This window comes from Candidatus Methylacidithermus pantelleriae, from assembly GCF_905250085.1.
GTDB classification, from domain to species: domain Bacteria; phylum Verrucomicrobiota; class Verrucomicrobiia; order Methylacidiphilales; family Methylacidiphilaceae; genus Methylacidithermus; species Methylacidithermus pantelleriae.
The window spans coordinates 1-17,967 of the sequence record NZ_CAJNOB010000020.1; the positions used below are offsets into that span (position 1 = coordinate 1).

Annotated in this window: 15 protein-coding genes; 11 read left to right on the forward strand and 4 right to left on the reverse strand. The window is 52.6% G+C overall.

The genetic code is table 11. The annotated features are described in order from the left end of the window. On the forward strand, positions 1–199 hold a 199-nt coding region (locus KK925_RS05850; RefSeq protein WP_174583305.1), incomplete at its 5' end, for a hypothetical protein. A gap of 1,526 nt (positions 200–1,725) precedes the next feature. Here the strand turns inward: KK925_RS05850 and KK925_RS05855 are convergent. From KK925_RS05855 to KK925_RS05865, 3 genes are read right to left on the reverse strand one after another with little or no spacing between them, the layout of a single operon-like run. Continuing rightward, the gene (locus KK925_RS05855; RefSeq protein WP_174583306.1) at positions 1,726–2,787 is read right to left on the reverse strand and encodes a ribonucleotide-diphosphate reductase subunit beta; all 1,062 of its coding nucleotides are present in this window, start codon (positions 2,785–2,787) and stop codon (positions 1,726–1,728) included. Positions 2,788–2,842: 55 nt separating this feature from the next. Beyond that, positions 2,843–5,683 carry a ribonucleoside-diphosphate reductase subunit alpha gene (locus KK925_RS05860; protein WP_174583307.1) on the reverse strand — a complete coding sequence of 947 codons (2,841 nt, stop codon included), beginning with the start codon at positions 5,681–5,683 and terminating at the stop codon, positions 2,843–2,845. Beyond that, positions 5,671–5,880 carry a hypothetical protein gene (locus tag KK925_RS05865; RefSeq protein ID WP_174583308.1) on the reverse strand — a complete coding sequence of 70 codons (210 nt, stop codon included), beginning with the start codon at positions 5,878–5,880 and terminating at the stop codon, positions 5,671–5,673. Before KK925_RS05865 ends, KK925_RS05860 begins: the two co-directional genes overlap by 13 nt. A 47-nt stretch (positions 5,881–5,927) precedes the next feature. Between KK925_RS05865 and KK925_RS05870 the strand changes: the two genes are divergently transcribed. The 9 genes from KK925_RS05870 (at position 5,928) to KK925_RS05910 (ending at position 15,587) form a co-directional block, all read left to right on the forward strand. Beyond that, entirely contained in the window at positions 5,928–6,569 is a 642-nt protein-coding gene (locus KK925_RS05870; RefSeq protein ID WP_174583309.1) for a DJ-1/PfpI family protein, read from the forward strand. Positions 6,570–6,642: 73 nt separating this feature from the next. Further along, entirely contained in the window at positions 6,643–7,170 is a 528-nt protein-coding gene (locus tag KK925_RS05875) for a TQO small subunit DoxD (RefSeq protein ID WP_174583310.1), read from the forward strand. An 824-nt stretch (positions 7,171–7,994) separates the two neighbouring features. Beyond that, the gene (locus KK925_RS05880) at positions 7,995–9,281 is read left to right on the forward strand and encodes an AAA family ATPase (RefSeq protein ID WP_174583311.1); all 1,287 of its coding nucleotides are present in this window, start codon (positions 7,995–7,997) and stop codon (positions 9,279–9,281) included. Continuing rightward, on the forward strand, positions 9,274–10,236 hold the full coding sequence (locus KK925_RS05885) for a DUF58 domain-containing protein (RefSeq protein WP_174583312.1): 963 nt from the start codon (positions 9,274–9,276) through the stop codon (positions 10,234–10,236). The genes KK925_RS05880 and KK925_RS05885 overlap by 8 nt, the downstream gene beginning before the upstream one ends. A 7-nt stretch (positions 10,237–10,243) precedes the next feature. Continuing rightward, positions 10,244–11,785, forward strand: coding sequence for a hypothetical protein (locus KK925_RS05890; RefSeq protein WP_174583313.1), 1,542 nt, complete (start codon positions 10,244–10,246; stop codon positions 11,783–11,785). Beyond that, positions 11,782–12,855, forward strand: coding sequence for a vWA domain-containing protein (locus KK925_RS05895; protein ID WP_174583314.1), 1,074 nt, complete (start codon positions 11,782–11,784; stop codon positions 12,853–12,855). Before KK925_RS05890 ends, KK925_RS05895 begins: the two co-directional genes overlap by 4 nt. 11 nt (positions 12,856–12,866) lie before the next feature. Next, positions 12,867–13,658, forward strand: a complete 792-nt coding sequence (locus KK925_RS05900; RefSeq protein ID WP_174583315.1) for a hypothetical protein — start codon at positions 12,867–12,869, stop codon at positions 13,656–13,658. 25 nt (positions 13,659–13,683) lie between these two features. Continuing rightward, positions 13,684–14,700, forward strand: coding sequence for a VWA domain-containing protein (locus KK925_RS05905; RefSeq protein WP_174583316.1), 1,017 nt, complete (start codon positions 13,684–13,686; stop codon positions 14,698–14,700). 23 nt (positions 14,701–14,723) lie between these two features. Continuing rightward, the gene (locus KK925_RS05910) at positions 14,724–15,587 is read left to right on the forward strand and encodes a L,D-transpeptidase family protein (RefSeq protein WP_214096344.1); all 864 of its coding nucleotides are present in this window, start codon (positions 14,724–14,726) and stop codon (positions 15,585–15,587) included. An 843-nt stretch (positions 15,588–16,430) separates the two neighbouring features. On the opposite strand, the gene KK925_RS05915 is transcribed toward KK925_RS05910, so the two are convergent. Next, a complete protein-coding gene (locus tag KK925_RS05915) occupies positions 16,431–16,649 on the reverse strand; it encodes a hypothetical protein (RefSeq protein ID WP_214096345.1) in 219 nt (72 codons plus the stop codon). Positions 16,650–17,240: 591 nt separating this feature from the next. On the opposite strand from KK925_RS05915, the gene KK925_RS05920 reads away from it, so the two are divergent. Then, on the forward strand, positions 17,241–17,967 hold a 727-nt coding region (locus KK925_RS05920), incomplete at its 3' end, for a hypothetical protein (protein ID WP_174583319.1).

Genomic DNA, 17,967 nt, shown 5'->3' on the forward strand with positions numbered 1-17,967 from the left:
CATTCGAGGTGCGGCCGAGCTAAAAGATTCGAGTCGTTTCAACGGTTTGCTTTATCTCGGCCTTTACCTTCCGATCTACAAGCGGCTGGCTAATGCCAGCCATGCTCTCGAAGACATCGTTCCGAGCTATCTCGTACCCCAAGGCGACTACTGCAGCCAGGCTCATGAAGAAGCGTTGAACCGCTTTCCTAAGCTCTAGGTTTTCCCCAAGTAGACCGTCAAATGGCAGCAATAACCAACCCGCCATCCTAAGCATCATGAGGTAGCTCAGCTAGCGTTTCAGGTGTAGAGTGCCGACCCAAGGCCGCCAGGCAAAGAATTTGTCTCATCATAAGCGCCCCGAAATGCCAGCTGCTAGAATTTGAGTAGGGTCTTCTCGCGCTCGGAACGCTCTCTTTCCACGAAAAGGGCTCGGGTGGGAGAAGGGCCGATAACCACTTCGTAGAACCTCTAGACCCTCGGAGCCAGCAGAGGCTCCAGTTGGTCCGCTTGAGCCTGGATCACCATCCCGTCGCGTTGAGGATTGAACGAGGTTTCTGGAGGTATCACCTCCATCGCTTCTGGCGCTATTTGGGCAAAGTCCATGATAGCAGCTTCACAGTGAGGTCAAAGACGCCCAAGGTTTCTATGGGGAATAGGCCGATCTTAATGATTTGCCTGGCGTACAAGCAACCCCACTATCTCACAAAGTATAAATGTCGAAACATTGGTACCTGCCATGCGAATCCATCTTTAGCCTAACCAACCCGCATGATTATCGCCAAGTTTCCTGGATAAGCTTTGATTGTCGTGGTTGGGCAACGTCCTTGGTGTCTAGCTCTCTAGCGTGACTTCGATGCGACTTTCGAATACCCCATAAGATAACCTTTGGATGAAGACTCCATCCCCCGATGCGCCGCCATCCCGTCCGTACATTGGGCCAGCTTCTCGATCATAGCTAGGATGCCCGTTTTCTCTCCCCAGACCTTCGCCTTGAATGTCCGCTCCATCCTCGCAAAGGCACATTCGTTAGAGTCTCAAGTCCCAAAGGTTGCCAACAGCGAATCAATATAGGGACACATAAGCTTATTCGTGGGAGCACCTCAGAATGAAGTTGAGTACATAGGCCAACTAGCTGGGTCTTTGCTACGGGATGGCTTCGGGTGTGGGGAAGGACGGGCGTTTGCCTCTTCCCGCAGACGAGCTGCCACCTGGGACAGTGAAAGTCTAGCCTACCGCTTTTTTCTTTGAAAAGAATGTATCCTTGCGGGACGGTCAGCTCTTCGTACGCTATTTCTTCAAACCCCAGCGCGCGTATTTTCTAGCAAATGAGCTCTCTGGCGAGCTATCTAAAGGAAAAAAATATGATTTGAGCCATCTTCTATACTCTTCTTTTCCCGTGTAACGAGAGCCAACGTAGGACGAGAGCATCCCAGATTAGACCACACATTTGGTGAAGAGGTCCCCTCATCCCTTGTGGAAAACTTTCCAGGTGCGCTTTTTTGCCCGATTTCCTCGATTGACTCAAGGACTCCGTACCCTCTCTTTCCCGTGAACTTGAGCTTTTCCTTTCCCTTACCCTACAGGCAGCATTCCTCCGCTACCGATCTTCGGTACAAGACATCTCCACCTGCACAAACCTTCTGTTCCAAGCCGAACCTCCCGACCCAGCTACTTCCCGCCGGCTCGACGCCCAGTGGTAAAACCCTAAGCCCCTCTTGAGTCTCTCGGGAGCGCTTCGCTTCCCTACCACACCAATACGCCACCATGCTGATATTCGGTCACCCGAGTCTCGAAGAAGTTCTTTTCCTTCACAAGATCGATCGTCTCGCTCATCCAAGGAAAAGGATTTCTTGAGCCATACTTCGCTTTCAGCCCGATTCGCTCCAACCGCCGGTCTGCAATGTATTCCACATACTGCCGGAAAAGTCCTGCGTTCAACCCCAGAACACCCCTTGGTAAACAATCTATCGCGTATAGCGTCTCTAGCTCCACTGCTTGGTCGATCATTTCCTCCAACTCTTTCCGAAATTCCGGGGTCCAAACCTCAGGGTTCTCTTCCTTGATCCCATTGATGAGATCCACCCCGAAACTCAAGTGTATGGTCTCATCCCTCAAGATGTACTGGAACTGCTCTCCAATCCCGGTCATCTTATTTTGCCGATGGAAGGACAAAATCATCACAAATCCGCTGTAAAAGAAGATCCCTTCCATGATCACGTAAAATCCAACCAAATTCTTCAAAAACTTCTGGATGTTTTCCACCGTATCCGTCCGAAAGTCCTCTCGCACAATATCTTCCGTCAACGTCATTTCAAACGCATCTTTATCGTGAATCGAGTTTATTTCATGATACATGTTAAACACTTCACGCTCATCCAAATTCAGCGACTCCACGATATACAAAAACGCATGCGTGTGCACCGCTTCTTCAAACGCTTGCCGTAAAAGATACTGCCGTGCCTCAGGGTTAGTAATATGCTTGAAAATGGCAAGCACAATGTTATTCCCCACAAGACTCTCCGCCGTGGCAAAGAATCCCAAATTGCGTAGAATTACCAGCCGCTCATCCGGCGTGAGTTTATTAGACTTCCAAAGCTCAATATCACGCTGCATCGGGACTTCCGACGGAAGCCAGTTATTGGCGCAACCCTTCAAATAGTACTCCCAAGCCCACTTATATTTGATGGGCATAAGTTGGTTGACATCGACGGTTTTACAATTGATCAGGCGCTTTTCTTCAACATTGATCCTTTTGCTCAAGTCATATGGCTTAGGACGCGAAGACCCTTGAGTGCAGCAGCCCATGGAAGTCACCTCCTTTTACGTGTGAACGTTCGGCTTTTTCGTTTGACTCTATTTTCTATTGACAGCTCTCACAAATCCCATCCTCCGCCGAGCACGCCCCCTGGCGAGGACCCCGCTGAATCGAGAGGTTCGCGGAAGGGCCTTTCTCCCGAAGCCAGCGTGGAGCAATGCCACGAGCATTGACGTCTAGCGTTGACTTTTCGATGGTCGTTGCCGCTGAAGCGCGCAGGTAATAGGTTGTCTTGAGTCCTTTCTTCCAGGCAAGCATGTACATTTCGGAAAGAAGTTTTCCGCTGGGTTCGGCAATGTACAAGTTCAAGGACTGGCCCATGTCGATCCACTTTTGCCTGCGGCTAGCGCATTCAATGAGCCAGCGAGGCTCAATTTCGAAAGCTGTGCGATACAATTCCTTCAGTTCCGCCGGGATGCGCTCGATCGGCTGAACCGATCCGTCATAATACTTGAGATCATCCAGCATTTGCTCATCCCAGAGACCAAGCCTCTTGAGATCTTCGACGAGATAGGCATTAATCGTAGTAAAGTCACCCGAGAGATTGGACTTCACAAAAAGGTTTTTAAAAGTGGGTTCAATCGATTGGGAAACGCCCGTAATATTGGAAATCGTAGCTGTGGGAGCAATAGCCAGGCAGTGGGAATTGCGCATCCCGTACTTCCGGATGGATTCCCGAACGGGTGTCCAATCGAGGCGAATGGTCCTGTCGATCTCGCACCATCCGCCGCGCTCCTTTTCCAAAAGGTCGATCGTATCGAAGGGTAAAAGTCCCTGATCCCACTTGGATCCCTTAAAGGCGGGATAGGGACCACGTTCCCGTGCAAGTTCCGAGGAAGCCAAAATCGCGTAATAGGAAATGAGTTCCATACTGGAATCCGAAAACTCCACCGCCTCCTGGCTCGCATACGGAATCCGAAGCCGATAGAGGGCATCCTGGAACCCCATGATTCCCAGCCCTACCGGCCGGTGCCGAAGGTTGGAGTTCCGCGCTTCTGGAATGGGATAAAAGTTAATGTCGATTACGTTATCGAGCATTCGCATGGCTATGCGAATGGTGGAGGCAAGTTTCTCTTCATCCAAACCCCGATCGGTTACATGGGCAGCAAGATTAATGGATCCAAGGTTGCACACGGCGACTTCGTCTTTGGAGGTTGGGAGAAGCACTTCCGTGCAAAGATTAGAGCAGTGGATCACTCCAGCGTGGCTTTCTTGGGAACGGATATTGGAAGGATCCTTAAACGTAATCCAGGGATGCCCCGTTTCAAAGAGCATCGTCAACATTTTCCTCCAAAGCTCCCGAGCTGAAACCTTTTTAAAAAGTCGTATCTTCCCCTCTTCGGCTAATTTTTCGTAATGAACATATCGCTTTTCAAAAGCTTGCCCGTAAAGCTCATGGAGATCAGGAACCTCATCCGGGCTAAAGAGCGTCCAGCTACCGTCCTCTAAAACACGCTTCATGAAAAGGTCCGGGATCCAGTTTGCCGTGTTCATGTCATGGGTCCTGCGACGCTCATCTCCCGTATTGCGGCGAAGCTCGAGAAAATCTTCAATGTCAAGATGCCAAGTCTCCAGATACGCGCACAAGGCTCCCTTGCGTTTGCCCCCCTGATTCACGGCAACCGCAGTGTCATTGGCAACCTTAAGAAAGGGAATGACTCCCTGGCTTCGGCCTCCGGTTCCTCGAATCAACGCACCCGTTGCCCGGACCTTGGTCCAGTCATTGCCCAAGCCACCAGCCCATTTTGATAGCTTTGCATTATCGGCAATCGACTTAAAAATGTGCTCTAGATCATCCTCTACCGTCAATAGATAGCAGGAAGACAGCTGGGGATGGACTGTACCCGAATTGAACAAGGTGGGTGTTGAGGAAAGAAAGAGGAACCGCGAAAGAACATCATAGAAGCGAATCGCCCAATCCTCCCGATTTTCTTTCTCTGCGATTGCCAACCCCATCGCCACTCGCATCCAAAAGTACTGGGGCGTTTCGATCCTTCGGTCGTCCACCTGAAGGAGATAACGGTCATAGAGGGTCTGTAACCCCATGTAGGTAAAGGAAAGATCGCGAGAAACATCCAAGGCTTTCGCGAGCCGTTCCAAGTCAAACGATCTCAGTTGGGGATCTAAACGTCCAGCTTCCACCCCATGTTGAATAAACTGGGGGAAGCTTTGTCTGTGCTGTTCTTGCAAATCCCATCCCAAAAGATTTTGCCCCAGAACCTCGCGATAGATTCGACCCAAAAGCAAACGAGCCGCAACCAAGCTATAGGCAGGCTCCCGCTCAACCCGGGAACGAGCGGCCAGGATCATCGCCGTTTCGATCTCTTCCTCCCGGACCCCTTCGTAGAGGGAACTCAACGTTTCCTGGAAAAGATCTTGCCAAAAGCACCGGTCTTCCAACCCGCGGCAAGCCCGCATAAGTTCCCTTCGAAGCCGATCGGCATCCAAAAGCCGCTGAGTGCCATCGGCGAGGGTCACGTGTAATGTTGCGATCGGTCTGCCATAGATGTCCCGGTCTCCTCGTAAGGCTCTAGCCTTGCGACGATCCTCGCGGTAGACAATGTAGCGGCGGGCAACGGAATGGTAGCCTTGCCGCATGAGCTCTTCTTCGACCAAGTCCTGGATTCTCTCTACTTCGAGCTCTTCGCCATAAGCGGCCAAAGCCATAGCCGTCTCCACTACAGCCTGAGCCACCGCTTCAATTTTCTCTGACAAGGCAAGGGGCAAAGGATCGTCTTTTCGGAGACCGGCATCGGCGCGGAAAGCACTCTCAACGGCGCGGTAAATTCGCCCCTTGTTGAAGGGCTCGACCCGCCCGTCTCGTTTCCGGATAAGAAGACGCCGTTCCACCAGCGGCTCTAAACCGGCAAAGGCTAGCTGTTCCATTGCGTGCCTCCTGGATTGATTGTTTTCCCTAGCGGGTTCCTCCCCGCTCCCACAAAGCAAGCCACCGGATGGTGGCTTCCTTTGTGGTGTCGGAGGGCAATACCACTACCTATTGTGCAGTTAAGCCCTCCCATCCAACCTGTCAATAGCGAAAGTGTATTATACGCATGTATCATTGAAAGGAACTCCTTTTCCATCCAAAGTCCTCCTTGCCAGCCTAAAATCGCGCTCTAAAAAGGGAATCATGAAAGAAGGACTCCTCCTCATGATTGTCGGTGACTACGTAGAAGACTATGAGGCGATGGTACCCTTTCAGGCCCTCACCCTCCTAGGCTACACGGTGCATGCGGTCTGCCCCCAAAAAAAAGCAGGGGAAACCGTGGTAACGGCCATCCACGACTTTGAGCCGGGTGTGGATACGTACACAGAAAAACCGGGGCACCGGTTTCGACTCACGTTCGATTTTGATGAAGTAGACCCCCAAAACTACCTGGGCCTCATCCTCCCCGGAGGCCGCTCCCCGGAATACCTCCGGCTTAACCCCCGAGTCCTGGAACTGGTGCGCCACTTTGCCCAAACCCATAAACCCATTGCCGCAATCTGTCATGGACTCCAAATCCTAAGCGCCGCAGGAGTCTTGCGGGATCGAACGGTAACAGGATACCCGGCCGTGGGGCCGGAAATGGAAGCTTGCGGAGCTCGTTTCGTCCGGGTCGATTGGGAAGAAATCTGCCTAGACGATAATCTTGTAACAGCCCCCGCATGGAGCGCCCATCCCAAGTGGCTCGCGGCGTATGTCCGGCTGCTCGAAAAAAGTTCAGCTCTGAAACCCTCCCAGCCTGTAACCCACGGGAAAGACATCGAGAACCTCTGCGTTTCGGCATAAGCCCCCGTTTGGGTTACCAGGCTCACAAAGGAGGATAAGTCTTTCTTCCGGCACCCTCACCCAGGATTTTTTAGTGAAATCTCCCGACCAGTGGCTTGCGTTTCTTCGCATCGTGGTGGGCGTTTGCTTCTTGCGGGGCGGGCTTCAAAAAGTGCAGTGGGTCTTTTTAGGAAACATTTTCCCTCTCCCTTGGGTTTCCCAGCGATGGATCCATTTTATGCCTCGGCGGGTAGCCGAATTTGCGAGCCACAATCCCATCAGCTGGTACCGGGAGTTTTTAACGGGCTTTGTAATCCCTCACAGGGAAACTTTTGCTGCTTTGGTAGCCTGGGGAGAACTGGGAGCGGGCCTTGGCTTGATCTTAGGGCTTTTTACCCGGTTCTCTAGCGCAGTAGCTTTTTTTCTCGGTCTAAATTTCCTTTTAGCCACCTTCTGGCTAGGCCCGTGTGAGCTCTGGTTCCATACTCTCCTTTTAAGCCTTGCAGCGGCGTTTCTTTTTTCCGGCGCCGGCCACACCTGGGGAGTTGACGGGTGGCTGGCTAACCGGCTCCCCAAGATCTCCCTTTCTCGCCGAAGCTCCTCCACAACGCGCAAAGTGTAAGGTTGGGCAACCTTCCTCCATTTTCCGCTTACCCGCAGCCGATGGCTAGATCAAGTGCCAGCCGAAAGAGGGGCGTTTTTAGCCAAGGGTTGTGTCTTACTCTTTCTCGCCAGAAAATACCTTCCCCACAAGATCTTTCGAAAACATGGGGCTAAGAAAGGGCTCTTGTCCAACGACGGGAGCCTGGTACCACCCCGCAGAGCGCTTGCACCTTAGTACCGTGCTAGGCCAGCCACGAGCTACCCAAGCCAGTTAACTAAGCCTCTTCCTTGGCAAATAATGGCTCAGAATGGATTGAATCCCTTCCTACAAGCAAGGGATTCAACCAAGGTCGACCTGGAGGCTTACTTCCGTGCGCGGCCATAGAGAGCAAAAGAGCCTCGGAATAGTTCCTTGCGCCTAAAAGGGTCTCTTACTTCCGAGATACAGCTCGAATCCGCAAAACCGGACGCCTTTCAGCTGCTAGGAAAATGGCTACCAAAAAACCAACGGAGAAACTCCGGCTCCCGGGAAACCTCTTTTTTGGCTAAGTTTACCTACCCAATCTGGGAGTTGCCCGTTAGATTTTCCCTTGCGGCGACCATTTGGATTTCTGCCAATTTCAGTGGGCCCCAAAAAAAGAACCCTTGTACACGGCAAAAGAAGTCACCCATAGAACCGAAGCTTTTTCTTGAGCGTGCGCTTGTGTACCTTTGCCGGACCTCATGGGAAAAAGAGCTCGCCGGCAGTTACTCGCCAGCTGGGTGCCCATTGCAGGCTCTCTTTCCCTTCATTAGTTTTAAAAGAGTTCCCTTACAGGGAAAACTTGAGCCAGGCTCGCTTCCATGCCCGTAACAGAAACTTCTGGCGAAGACAAATCTCTTGCTGCTCTATCCGAGCAGCACCGGTTCTACCAACGACGAATCGCAGGGATGATCCGGCGGGTTCGTTCCATCGTCGTTGGGCAAGAGGAAGCCGTTCTTCGAGCCATCATCGGAGCGCTATCGGTTTTTCAACCCAACCCTGGTGGCCATGCTGCCAGCGGGCACTCCACTCTCATCGGCTTCCCAGGGACAGGCAAAACAACCTTCGCTTCGGCGCTAGCCCGGGCGATGGGAGGAACGTTTAGCCGAATCCAGTGCACCGCCGACCTTTTGCCGCGCGATTTTACTGGTTACTTCGTGCTCAAAGGCCAGCAGGTTGTTTTTCAGCCGGGCCCGCTCTTTGCCAACGTGGTCCTATGTGATGAATACAATCGGGCGCCGGAAAAGGCGCGGTCTGGCGTGCTTCAAGCTAAAATCGAGGGATTTGTTTCTGTAAGCTTTGGAGAAACCCACTCGTTCCCTTTACCCAAGCCCAACATCATCCTTATGACCATCAATCCGGCAGAGGAGGGGGAGCTTTACCCCATTGGGGAGGCGGATAACGACCGATCACTTTTTCAGATTTTCTTTCCACCCTTGTCAGAAGGGGAACGGCTGGAGCTCTTGGAGCGAGCCGAGCGCTTCCTCAAAGGGCAAGATGAGGAAAAAGAACCTCCGTTACAGCCGGAAGAATTTGAAACGATTCGTTTCTTTATCTGGGAAAACGTTTACGCCTCCCCGCTTCTCAAACGCTACATCGTCCGCCTCACCGACATCGAGCAGCTAGAAACCACCTTGGACCCCGTGCGCCAGGAACTCGAAAGAGCACTCCAAGTCCACATTCCCAAGCTATTTATCGGGTACTTAGCGGAACGACCCGCGCTGGGGTTGCTAGGTGCAGCTAAGGTGGTAGCCTTCCTGCGGGGAACGGATTTCATAAGAGGGAAGCCACGCGTTTCGCTATCGGTTTTGCCGCAAGACGTGCGCCTGGTTTTTGCCGATGTTCTTCGGCATCGAATTCGGTTATCCGAAGAACTGGCCAGTGTCACAACTTTGGCAAGCCGCTGGCTTTGGGAAAAAAAACTCCCGCCACCCCTTCGCCGGAAGTTTCGGGGACTCCAGGGACTTCTTTCTCGAGATCTCGTCGTCGATTTCCTTTTATGGGAAGCGCTCCAAAGGCTTCCGGACGTGCAGCCGGAAGATTTTGCCGAGGGACCGCCAAAGGAACAACCCGAAGACGAAAACGACCGAGAATGGGTCGTTGGCTAATCCTCCCGTAGGAACGGGGCACAGGGGATTGCCGCGACTCATTCAACTGACGTCCATTATGCTAAAGCCCACGATCGTTCTTGAGCTTCTCCGATGGGCAGAAACGGCTCCCGCTGTGGTTGGAACCCGATCGGGTAAAAGGCTGGGAGAAGGAATCGAGTTTGAGGCCTTTCGCGAAATGGGCGCCGGGGAAGATATTCGCGAGGTCGACTGGATCCGCTCGCTGACCCTCGAGCATCCTGTCATTCGCACGACCCGCCAGGAGCGTGGACCTGGTCTTTTATACTGGCACCTGGGAGTTGTGGGAACCAAAGGCACCGGACTGGAATCCAAGGGCTTGCTCTCTTGGCATATCCTGGAAGAGCTCGTTACATCTCTAGCAGCCCTCCCTCAGCCTTCGTGGATGGCAGCGCTTTTTCCCCAGGATCGCTTGTGGCAGTTCTATCCGCCCGCCCATCCCAGGGCTCTCCAGGTGCGACTAAGACAGACGCACAATCTACGCCTCGGAAACCCTTTCGATCGGCCTCATGTCAGCACAGTCTTTTCGCGAATTACTCCTTATCTCCGTGGCCTGTCCCTTGTCCTTGTTCTTGCCGATTGGTCAAAGTGGTCAAAAGTTTGGGAGGAAGTCATTGTTCTTTGGGGTTTCCTTAGTCGCCACAACTTGCCCGTGGCTTGGCTTTGGGTGGCAGACCGGTGGGAAATGGAACTTCCCTCTGTCCACGCAACGTTCCGCGTAGAGGCTTCCCACGCTTTTCCCTGGCTGCCTCTGGGAAATAAAGTCTTCCGAGCTCACCTGGCTCAGACTCTCCGGAAAGAGTGGGACGCTACCCGTGCGGCGATGGCTTCTTTGGGACTTCAGCAAGGAAGAGATTGGGCCATCGTAACCACCGCGTGTACCGCGAAAGAAAACCTAGAAAAATGGGTCAAGGCACGATCCATCTCTGTGAACTAAAAGACGCATGGTTACGCCTCGCATCATTCCTCAAACACGTCCCCTAGCCCTTTGGATATTGGTTTGTAATCTCGTTCTCTCCCCAAGCCAGCCGTCCCAAGCTTTTGATTACTCCTTCTTTGATCGTGAGCTTCGGCCCCAAGCCCCGAAAATTGGACATTTTCTCTACGTTGAGTTGTCTCAAGCACCCAACGAGCATCTCTCTAGCGATTCCGTCTTGTCCCTTCTTTCCTTCAACCGCCGTGCTACCGCACAACCCTGGGAAGAAGGATTTCTCATCCAGTGGTTTCCTCCCCTCACAGAAACCGAGATCGCCGAAATCGCAAACCAGTTACGTGCTCACCCCAAAGTCCGTTTCGTTTCTCCATCTTTTGTGGCGGACAAGGAGGAACGAATCACCAAGCCCGAAGTCCGGTTCGAACTGGATCCCCGCCTCTCTTCTTCCGAAGCGGAAGAGATCTGCCGCGAAATCGGAAAAGAACTGGGTGTTTCTCCGCCAAGCCCATTAGGAACAACGGAGAGTTCCCGCCTTCGCGTAATACGCGGAGTGCAAGATCCCTGGGCTTTGGCCCGCAGGCTTGCGCTATCCCGAACCAAAGGAGTCCTTTGGGCAGAACCCGGCTGGCGGTTATTGAAACCCAAGTTCGAGTACCGAGCGGTTCTCTACTTACCGGAGACCGGCGAAAGCGCTCAAGCTGTCACTACCCTTTTAGGCGATCCGATGGTCCTTCGGGTGGAAATCGGTCATTCCCCATCGGTGGACTGGCATCCAGAAGAGCTTGTAACCGCATTGCAACGCCTTGCGCCCCAGGATGCCGAAGGACACGAACTCACAAGCACGCTTTTCTTTAAGGGTCCCATCGAAGAGAGCCGAGCTGCAGAAGTGTGGAACGCTCAATGCGAAGTTAAGATCTATCGCGTGGGCGAATGGACTTTCTCTCTTCCTCTTCTGAAATATCGAGATCGAGAATCCGGCGTGGAAGAGACGATCCAAGGTCCTTCTCTTCGCGTTGTCATTCCTTCTCTAGCTAGCACCAAGGAAGAATTAAACCCCCTTAAACCTGCTCCGCCGCTAGAAGTTTCTGCTGGAAACACAACCTCCTGGACCCACTCATCCCCCGTTTTTGCACCAAAACGCCTTCTTGGGATCGGGATCACCTTTTTTGTCGCAGGGCTTTTGTTGCTTCTCTCAGGACCCGCAAAGACCGTTCTCCCCAAGAAAACCCCCGCAGCGGCTTCCCCTTCTATTCCCCAAGTCGCCGATTCTATAGATTGGCTTGCGACCAAACTCCAAAAGCCCCATAAGGACCTTCACGACGCTGTTCAAATCCGCGCTTTTGCCTGGAAACTCTTACAGCACGAGGATCAAGCAAATCAGAATGAGAAAATCCTTTCCTTTGCCAAAAAGCTCCTCGAAAAGACCGAACCCATCTTTACCCCCACCCCCCAGCTTGACTGGAACGAGATGGAATCGCTCATGGCTCAGCTAGCCACCGAGTTTGGATCGCAAGAGCCTGGGCAGAGTAAAAAACCCGCAAAAAAGCCGTGAAGGCGATCTTCTGGGTTTTCCTTTATGGGCTTCTTCCTTTCCTTGCGTTTTCAGCACTCCGGTGGCGTTCGAAAGCGCGCCAATGGCTCCCTGGGTTTGAAGTGTTTGTCAAAGCCTGGAAAAACCTTTCTTTCGGAAAGCGCTTCCGGCTTTGGATAGCAACCTATTTTCCCGTGCTGTGCCTCTTGCTTGCCATCGCCTCCTGGTCATGCGGGCTTTGGATTGCCAAACCCGTAGCCCGATGGAAACCACTTCCAGTTAAGGAACGCAGAATCGTTCTCGTAAACGACCTATCAGCGAGCATGCAGGGAACAGGCGAGGAACGATTACGACAGGCGGTGCTCGCATTTTTGAACACGCTTCTCCATGATCCCAACAGGGAAAACGTCCGCTTGGGGGTAGTTGAGTTTTCTGGAACGGCTAAAGTGCTATTGCCTTTAGTGAAAATCGCCGATTCCTCGGGGATAACTTCAGAAATCCGAAAGAAAAGGCTGATAGAGCTTCTTTCCAGTATGGGGACATCAGACCCAGCTATGGGCGATGGGACAGAACTTGGCGAAGGCCTGTGGGCAGGGCTGGAGCTCATTGTCCGTTACGGGCGAAGGAACGACCCCCTTCTTTCCGAACGCTGGCAAAGACTCAAACAAACGCTTCTTAGGTCATCATTGAGCCAACCTGCGGTCGAGCAGTTGCGAGATCAACTGGGTACCCATGCCGATAGCGTGCTCGTCGCATTCACCGATGGTTTTGTAGAAGGAGAAAAACTTTCCTCGGCGGCCGTTTTTTCTGTGGCAAAAGCCCTCGGTGTTCGAACCTATTTTCTCTCCGTAGAAGCCGTTCCCGATGTCCTTGCGCATTCGGTGGATCGGGCGATTGGACATCTTAGCGTTGAAAACGTTGCCACCCTGGAAACACTCTACCGTGAAATCGCCTCGCGCGAGGCTCGCCCGTCCTCGCGACGATCGCTTGAAACAGATGTTACCCAGAGAAAGCAGGCCGTCTGGCTAGGACTCGCTTTCTTTTTTTTAGGTATGGGTTATCGCTGGCGCAAGGGGGTGTACGTTCCTTGAAAAAGCTTTCCTTGAGGTTATTCTCGCCGGCTTGGCTTATTGGTCTCCGACAAGTTCTCGGCGTACTTTTGATTTTGTTTTCCCTCCCTCTCCTTTACCTTTCGCTGGGCGCAGCAAAAGAAACAAAAGAAAAGAAAACCACGGTAAACTCTTTTGCACAATGGAAGGAAAGGGAAACTCGAGCCCTCACTGCTGCGCTCAATGGGAAAGAAAACGAGCTAGAATCGTTCCGGCTTTCTTTCAGCGAAGCATCTCTTACATCACAACAAAAGGAAGTGCTGGCCAGAGAGGTCACTCTTCAACTGTCCCAGGTCCTCTGGGATCAACTAGAACTGGCCCGACGATACTCGGAGCTTGACCCTCATCACCCCTACCTGGAACGTCTACGGGAGGAGCTGCGAAAACGGTATCGGCTGTTTGGAATCTGGTTCGATCAAACCCTTTCGCTTTTACCCTCGGGCGAGCGTGACTCTCGACAGAGAAAGGAACGTCACTGGCTAGCTTATACAAAAGGGGTGCTTGCTGGCTGGCTAGCGGAACTGGAACCTGATCTTGAGAGCAAAAGGACACTCTGGACGGATAGCGTGGAAAGTCATATCGAAGCCCTCAATAGCCAGCCGGGTGATCTTTGGACCCGGCAGAACCTGGAAATCCTCGAAAAACGTTTTACTCGCAAGTGGGGTTTCGGAAAAGACGCACCCAAGATGCGTGCTTCCCGAGGTGCTTTAGGTCAAAAGGAACTCTCAACACCGCTCGAAGGGAAAACGCGCGGGCAAGCTCGCCCGCCCAAAGGGTTTATGTAAACCTCGCGCGCTTTGCGGGCCTTGCATGCTATCGGACGTGCTTGGGATTTTGCTTTCGTTTGTCGCGGGGCTGGGAGCAACCTGGGTAGCGGTTCGTCACGAGCGCAAAGGAGAGAGTGCCCAAAAAAGCTATTTAGGGACAGCCATTCCTCCTCTGCGACGGCCCTGGTGGGAAGCGCTTCTAGCGGGTTTGATCGTCGGGTTTATGTGCTGGACCGGCTGGCAATTGCAGGGGGGTAGTCTCCAAACCCGAGTACTATGGCCGACGGTTGAACTGTGGGTGCTATGGGACGTCTCCCTTTCAATGCATGCCGTCGACAGTTATGTTGGGCAAACCAAAGTCTCTCGCCTTCAATGGACACAAGATTTTCTAAGCAAGGTTCCGGAAGAAGTACCCGGTGCCCACTGGGCGCTGGTTCCTTTTGCAGGGGAAAGTGCCTTGGCCATCGAACCCACGGAAGACGCAGAAGAATGGCGATACTACCTGGAACAGCCCACGGGATTGGCGCCAGAACCCGGATCGGATTTGGAGGCTCCGCTCGTTCTTGTAAAAAATGCTTGGAAAAAGCACCCACCCTCGCGCGATCACCCGGTAATTCTCTTTCTCTCCGATGGAGGCAAGGAACCTGGGATAGAACCCTCGGAAACTCGCCTCCAAGCTTCCGTGCGCGATTTAATGGCTCTCAAGCCTAAAATGTCATTGATTTCTCTAGCTTTAGGAGCGAGCACCCCTGTTCCCATTCCACGGGAAGGGCAAGACCCTCGAAGAGGATGGGAAACCAATCCTATGACCGGCCAGCCTCTCTATACAGCTCTTTGGCTACCGCCATTACGAGCCTTGGCAGAAGTGTCTCAGGGAAAGCTTGTCGTTGTGGGATCCGAGTCTCCGTCGCAAGTCTGGCAGTCGGTGCATCAGGCCCTGGATCAAGCGGGAATCCCTCGAAAGGTTCAATGGGTCTGGAGCAAAGGACAGGAAGGCGATCCTCGGATTCTCTTGTGGGCCGTTCTGGCAACAATGATCCTGGCGATTCTTTGGGTGTAGCTTCCTTTTAGGTTTGTCTTGGAATGCCGAAGAAAGCTCTCCTTTTTCTTTTTTTTGCTAGCGTTGCTTGCTTGGGCGACTCCTTACGTTCGCAACCTTCTCCTGCTCCTCCTTCGCCGACATCGTCGCCTTCTCCTTTACGCCAACTTGTCCTCGTTCTTGCTCCTTCCTGGGATAGTTCGTCGGCCGTTGCGCAACGATTCGAACAAGACACTCGCTCCAGGGAATGGAAAGCCGTCGGTGAACCTTTTCCAGTGCTTTTGGGAAAACATGGACTAGCCTGGGGAATAGGCCTCCATCCCCCGCAGCCAGGGCTCCAAAAAACGGAAAAAGACAAACGAGCTCCCGCAGGACGCTTTCGGATTGGGATCCTTTTAAGCGAGGATCCTTCTCCACCCCCAGGTTGCCGGTGGCCGTATTATCACCAGGTCACAGCCAGGGACGCCTGGATCGATGACCCTAAGCTCCCTTTCTACAATCACCTTTACACATTGCCCCCAGGTACAAAACCTCCGCCATGGTTTCGGAAAGAGAGAATGAAACTTCACGACCCTGCCTATCATTGGCTTCTTTTGATCGAGCACAACTACCCTAATTCCATTCCAGGAAAGGGAAGCGCCATTTTCTTTCACATCCGTCGCGGGCCACACCGGCCTACCAGCGGTTGCACGACCATGGCCAAAGAGCGCCTCAACGAGCTTCTTCTTTGGCTTGATCCTGCAGCCAGTCCCGAACTCGTTCAACTGCCTAGCGAGGAGTATCTTCGCCTCTGGCAAGCCTGGGATTTGCCTCCTCCTTCTCTGGTGCTTCCGGCCCTAGCACAGATTGTAAGGGCGCCTTCTAAAAAAGAGTCCGGTTCAAGCACGACATCCGCATGGCCGCCTTAGAGGCACTTTTGGAACGTTCCCCTTGCGTTGGGCCTTTCTTCCCGTCGCTTCCCGCTTTTCCGGGTCTTTTCTCAGAACCTTTGGCCACAAGCATTATCTCAAGCAAACGCTGCATGTGCTTCCGGCTAAGCAATGGCAGAGGCTAGGGATCACTTCCTCCCCACTGGACGATCCACCCTTTTAGGACGCGTATGTGCCATGGATAGGCAGAAAGGACGCGCCTGTTCCGTTCGACGTCCCTAGGCATTGGCTACCTTGGGCTCCGGGTCGATAACCGGAGCTCGACCGGCAATCCCTTTTTTTCTGCCAAGCGGCAAGCGTTTGGCTAGTCTACCCAGAGGGAGCCAACCAATCCCCAAAAGCGCAAGTTTGGCTCTTTACCCGAAGCAACCCTGTAGTAACCGGATGGTAGCCGAAAGGACACTGGAGCCACCGAAAATAACTATGTGGGTAACAAGACCTTGAAAGATGATGAAAAGAAACGCTTACCCTTTTAACGTGGAAGATAACCGCCTAGCTAAAAAGGTGACCCGGAACTCGCCCACCGAGCCGGCAACATGGGTTGCACGATGAGGTCCCGTTTCAAAGGTAAGAGCACTTATCAAATCCGTTCTCCTAGACGTTGTGTGAAGCAACCGAACGCATTTTCCTTGGCGTTGACGCGGTCGAGGAAGCCTGGGATACTCTTTTGTCCTATCCTTTACGGCCAGCTCTTTTTGCCTTCCACCCCGCTCAGGCTGGTCTGATTCCCGGGTTAGCCCTCCTGCTGGACGGGCTTTTTCCTTTCGGAAACTCCAAGCGGCCAACCTTCCTTCTTCCCCAGAACAAGCGTGAGCCGCCCTTCTAACAAATCCAGGCCGTCCATTGGAAGTGGGACAACCAAACACGCCTCGGAGTTCCTACTGCTGCTGCCGCCACCTCCTCCGATCCCCCAAACCCTTTCTGCCGCACGTATCCCTGCGCGAGACCGTGATCCGCCTCAAAAGCTAAAGAAGCAGGCAAGGTAGTGCCGATGGCAAATTTCGTGCGTTGCATATCAATGACTTCGGGTGAAATCACCAAACATAGCGTGGGAAGCCAGATCTTTCCGCCTCTCGGCCCAAAGGAAAAAGGCCAAAGACCAAAATAGCCATGGGAATTTCTGCTTTGCCCCTTTTCTTGTTTTGCTGCTGAAAACGGAACCCCGTCAGCGTTTAGGTATCTGCAGAGCGGAGGGAGGTTTCCAATGGAGGATAAGACGAGTGCAAAGAAAAGTGCGCGTACGCACCGGTGCGTGCGAGATGTCCCACCCTGCGGGCACGTCACGCAAGAATTTTTTGGCCCCCTCCAGGTTGGCCAAAAGCAAGAGCTAAAGAGAGAAGCCAGGAGGAAACGAGCTCTCCCGTACGGTCCATTCTGGGAGAAACTTTAAAAATTTTCGCAAAACGACCAGCCAAAATGTCCGCACCGCCCCATTAAGGAAATACGGTGAAAAACGTTACGTTGCTTTCCTCTGGCGGTTCTTTCCCAAGGTATACCCAGCTTCCCAAAACGGTACGAACTTCCTGGTTCCGTAACCTATTCTTTTCCTTTAGAAATTTCTTGACCTTCAGCACGTACGTTGCTTTCTTGGTGGTCTCACGCCCTTTGAAGGGAACACGCCGGGAGTCTTCCATGTGTTCCCCTGTGCCTGCCGTGCTGGGTAGAATAATCTCGGGTGTTTTTCTTCTTTTGCTTTGTGCAGCTCCCCTCCATGGCTTTGCCCAGGAAGCGGACGATTACGCAACATCCTTTAAAAGTCTCAGAGTTGGATCGGATACGGACGAGCTTCTACAAACCTTATACGAAAATAATCTCCGCATTGGTGAAATGCTTCTCAAAGAAACGAAAGCTATTGTGCGAGATATAACGATACCTCTTTTTGGCATTGCCATGGTTTTTGTGGCTTATAGGGTTTTCCGTGCACCCTTTGAAACTCTTATTCCTGAAATGATTCGCATGTTTTGGGCATCTCTTGTGATTTGGGCTTTTTCTTCCCTTTGGATCCAGAAAGCGATTTGGAATGGTGCAAGATTCTCTAGCACCTATATGGCCACGCTAGGTTATTACCTAGCCATGAAAACAGGACAGATTGGGTCCGAAAACGACTTTAAGAGCAACAAAAATCCCCCTGGACCAGCGCAATGGTGGGCTAGCTGGCTTTTTGGAAGGCCTTCCGAGGAAACGATTTCCTTAGCGGACCTCCAAAACCCCGACAAACTCATGGAGCTTGTGATGGATAACAAAGATCCAGAACCCAGGTTTAAGCTAGGTGTCCGCTACATTGCCGAAAAGCTTTTTCCCCGCGTTCGCCTAAATCAACATCAACTCGACGAGCCAGGTGCCTATGTGTATACCGAAC

Bases quoted from the DNA above. Each gene is read 5' to 3' on its own strand.
- KK925_RS05870 (WP_174583309.1), top strand. From the start codon at position 5,928: ATGAAAGAAGGACTCCTCCTCATGATTGTCGGTGACTACGTAGAAGAC.
- KK925_RS05910 (WP_214096344.1), top strand. From the start codon at position 14,724: ATGCCGAAGAAAGCTCTCCTTTTTCTTTTTTTTGCTAGCGTTGCTTGC.
- KK925_RS05880 (WP_174583311.1), top strand. From the start codon at position 7,995: ATGCCCGTAACAGAAACTTCTGGCGAAGACAAATCTCTTGCTGCTCTA.
- KK925_RS05905 (WP_174583316.1), top strand. From the start codon at position 13,684: ATGCTATCGGACGTGCTTGGGATTTTGCTTTCGTTTGTCGCGGGGCTG.
- KK925_RS05860 (WP_174583307.1), bottom strand. From the start codon at position 5,683: ATGGAACAGCTAGCCTTTGCCGGTTTAGAGCCGCTGGTGGAACGGCGT.
- KK925_RS05890 (WP_174583313.1), top strand. From the start codon at position 10,244: ATGGTTACGCCTCGCATCATTCCTCAAACACGTCCCCTAGCCCTTTGG.
- KK925_RS05865 (WP_174583308.1), bottom strand. From the start codon at position 5,880: ATGGAAAAGGAGTTCCTTTCAATGATACATGCGTATAATACACTTTCG.
- KK925_RS05855 (WP_174583306.1), bottom strand. From the start codon at position 2,787: ATGGGCTGCTGCACTCAAGGGTCTTCGCGTCCTAAGCCATATGACTTG.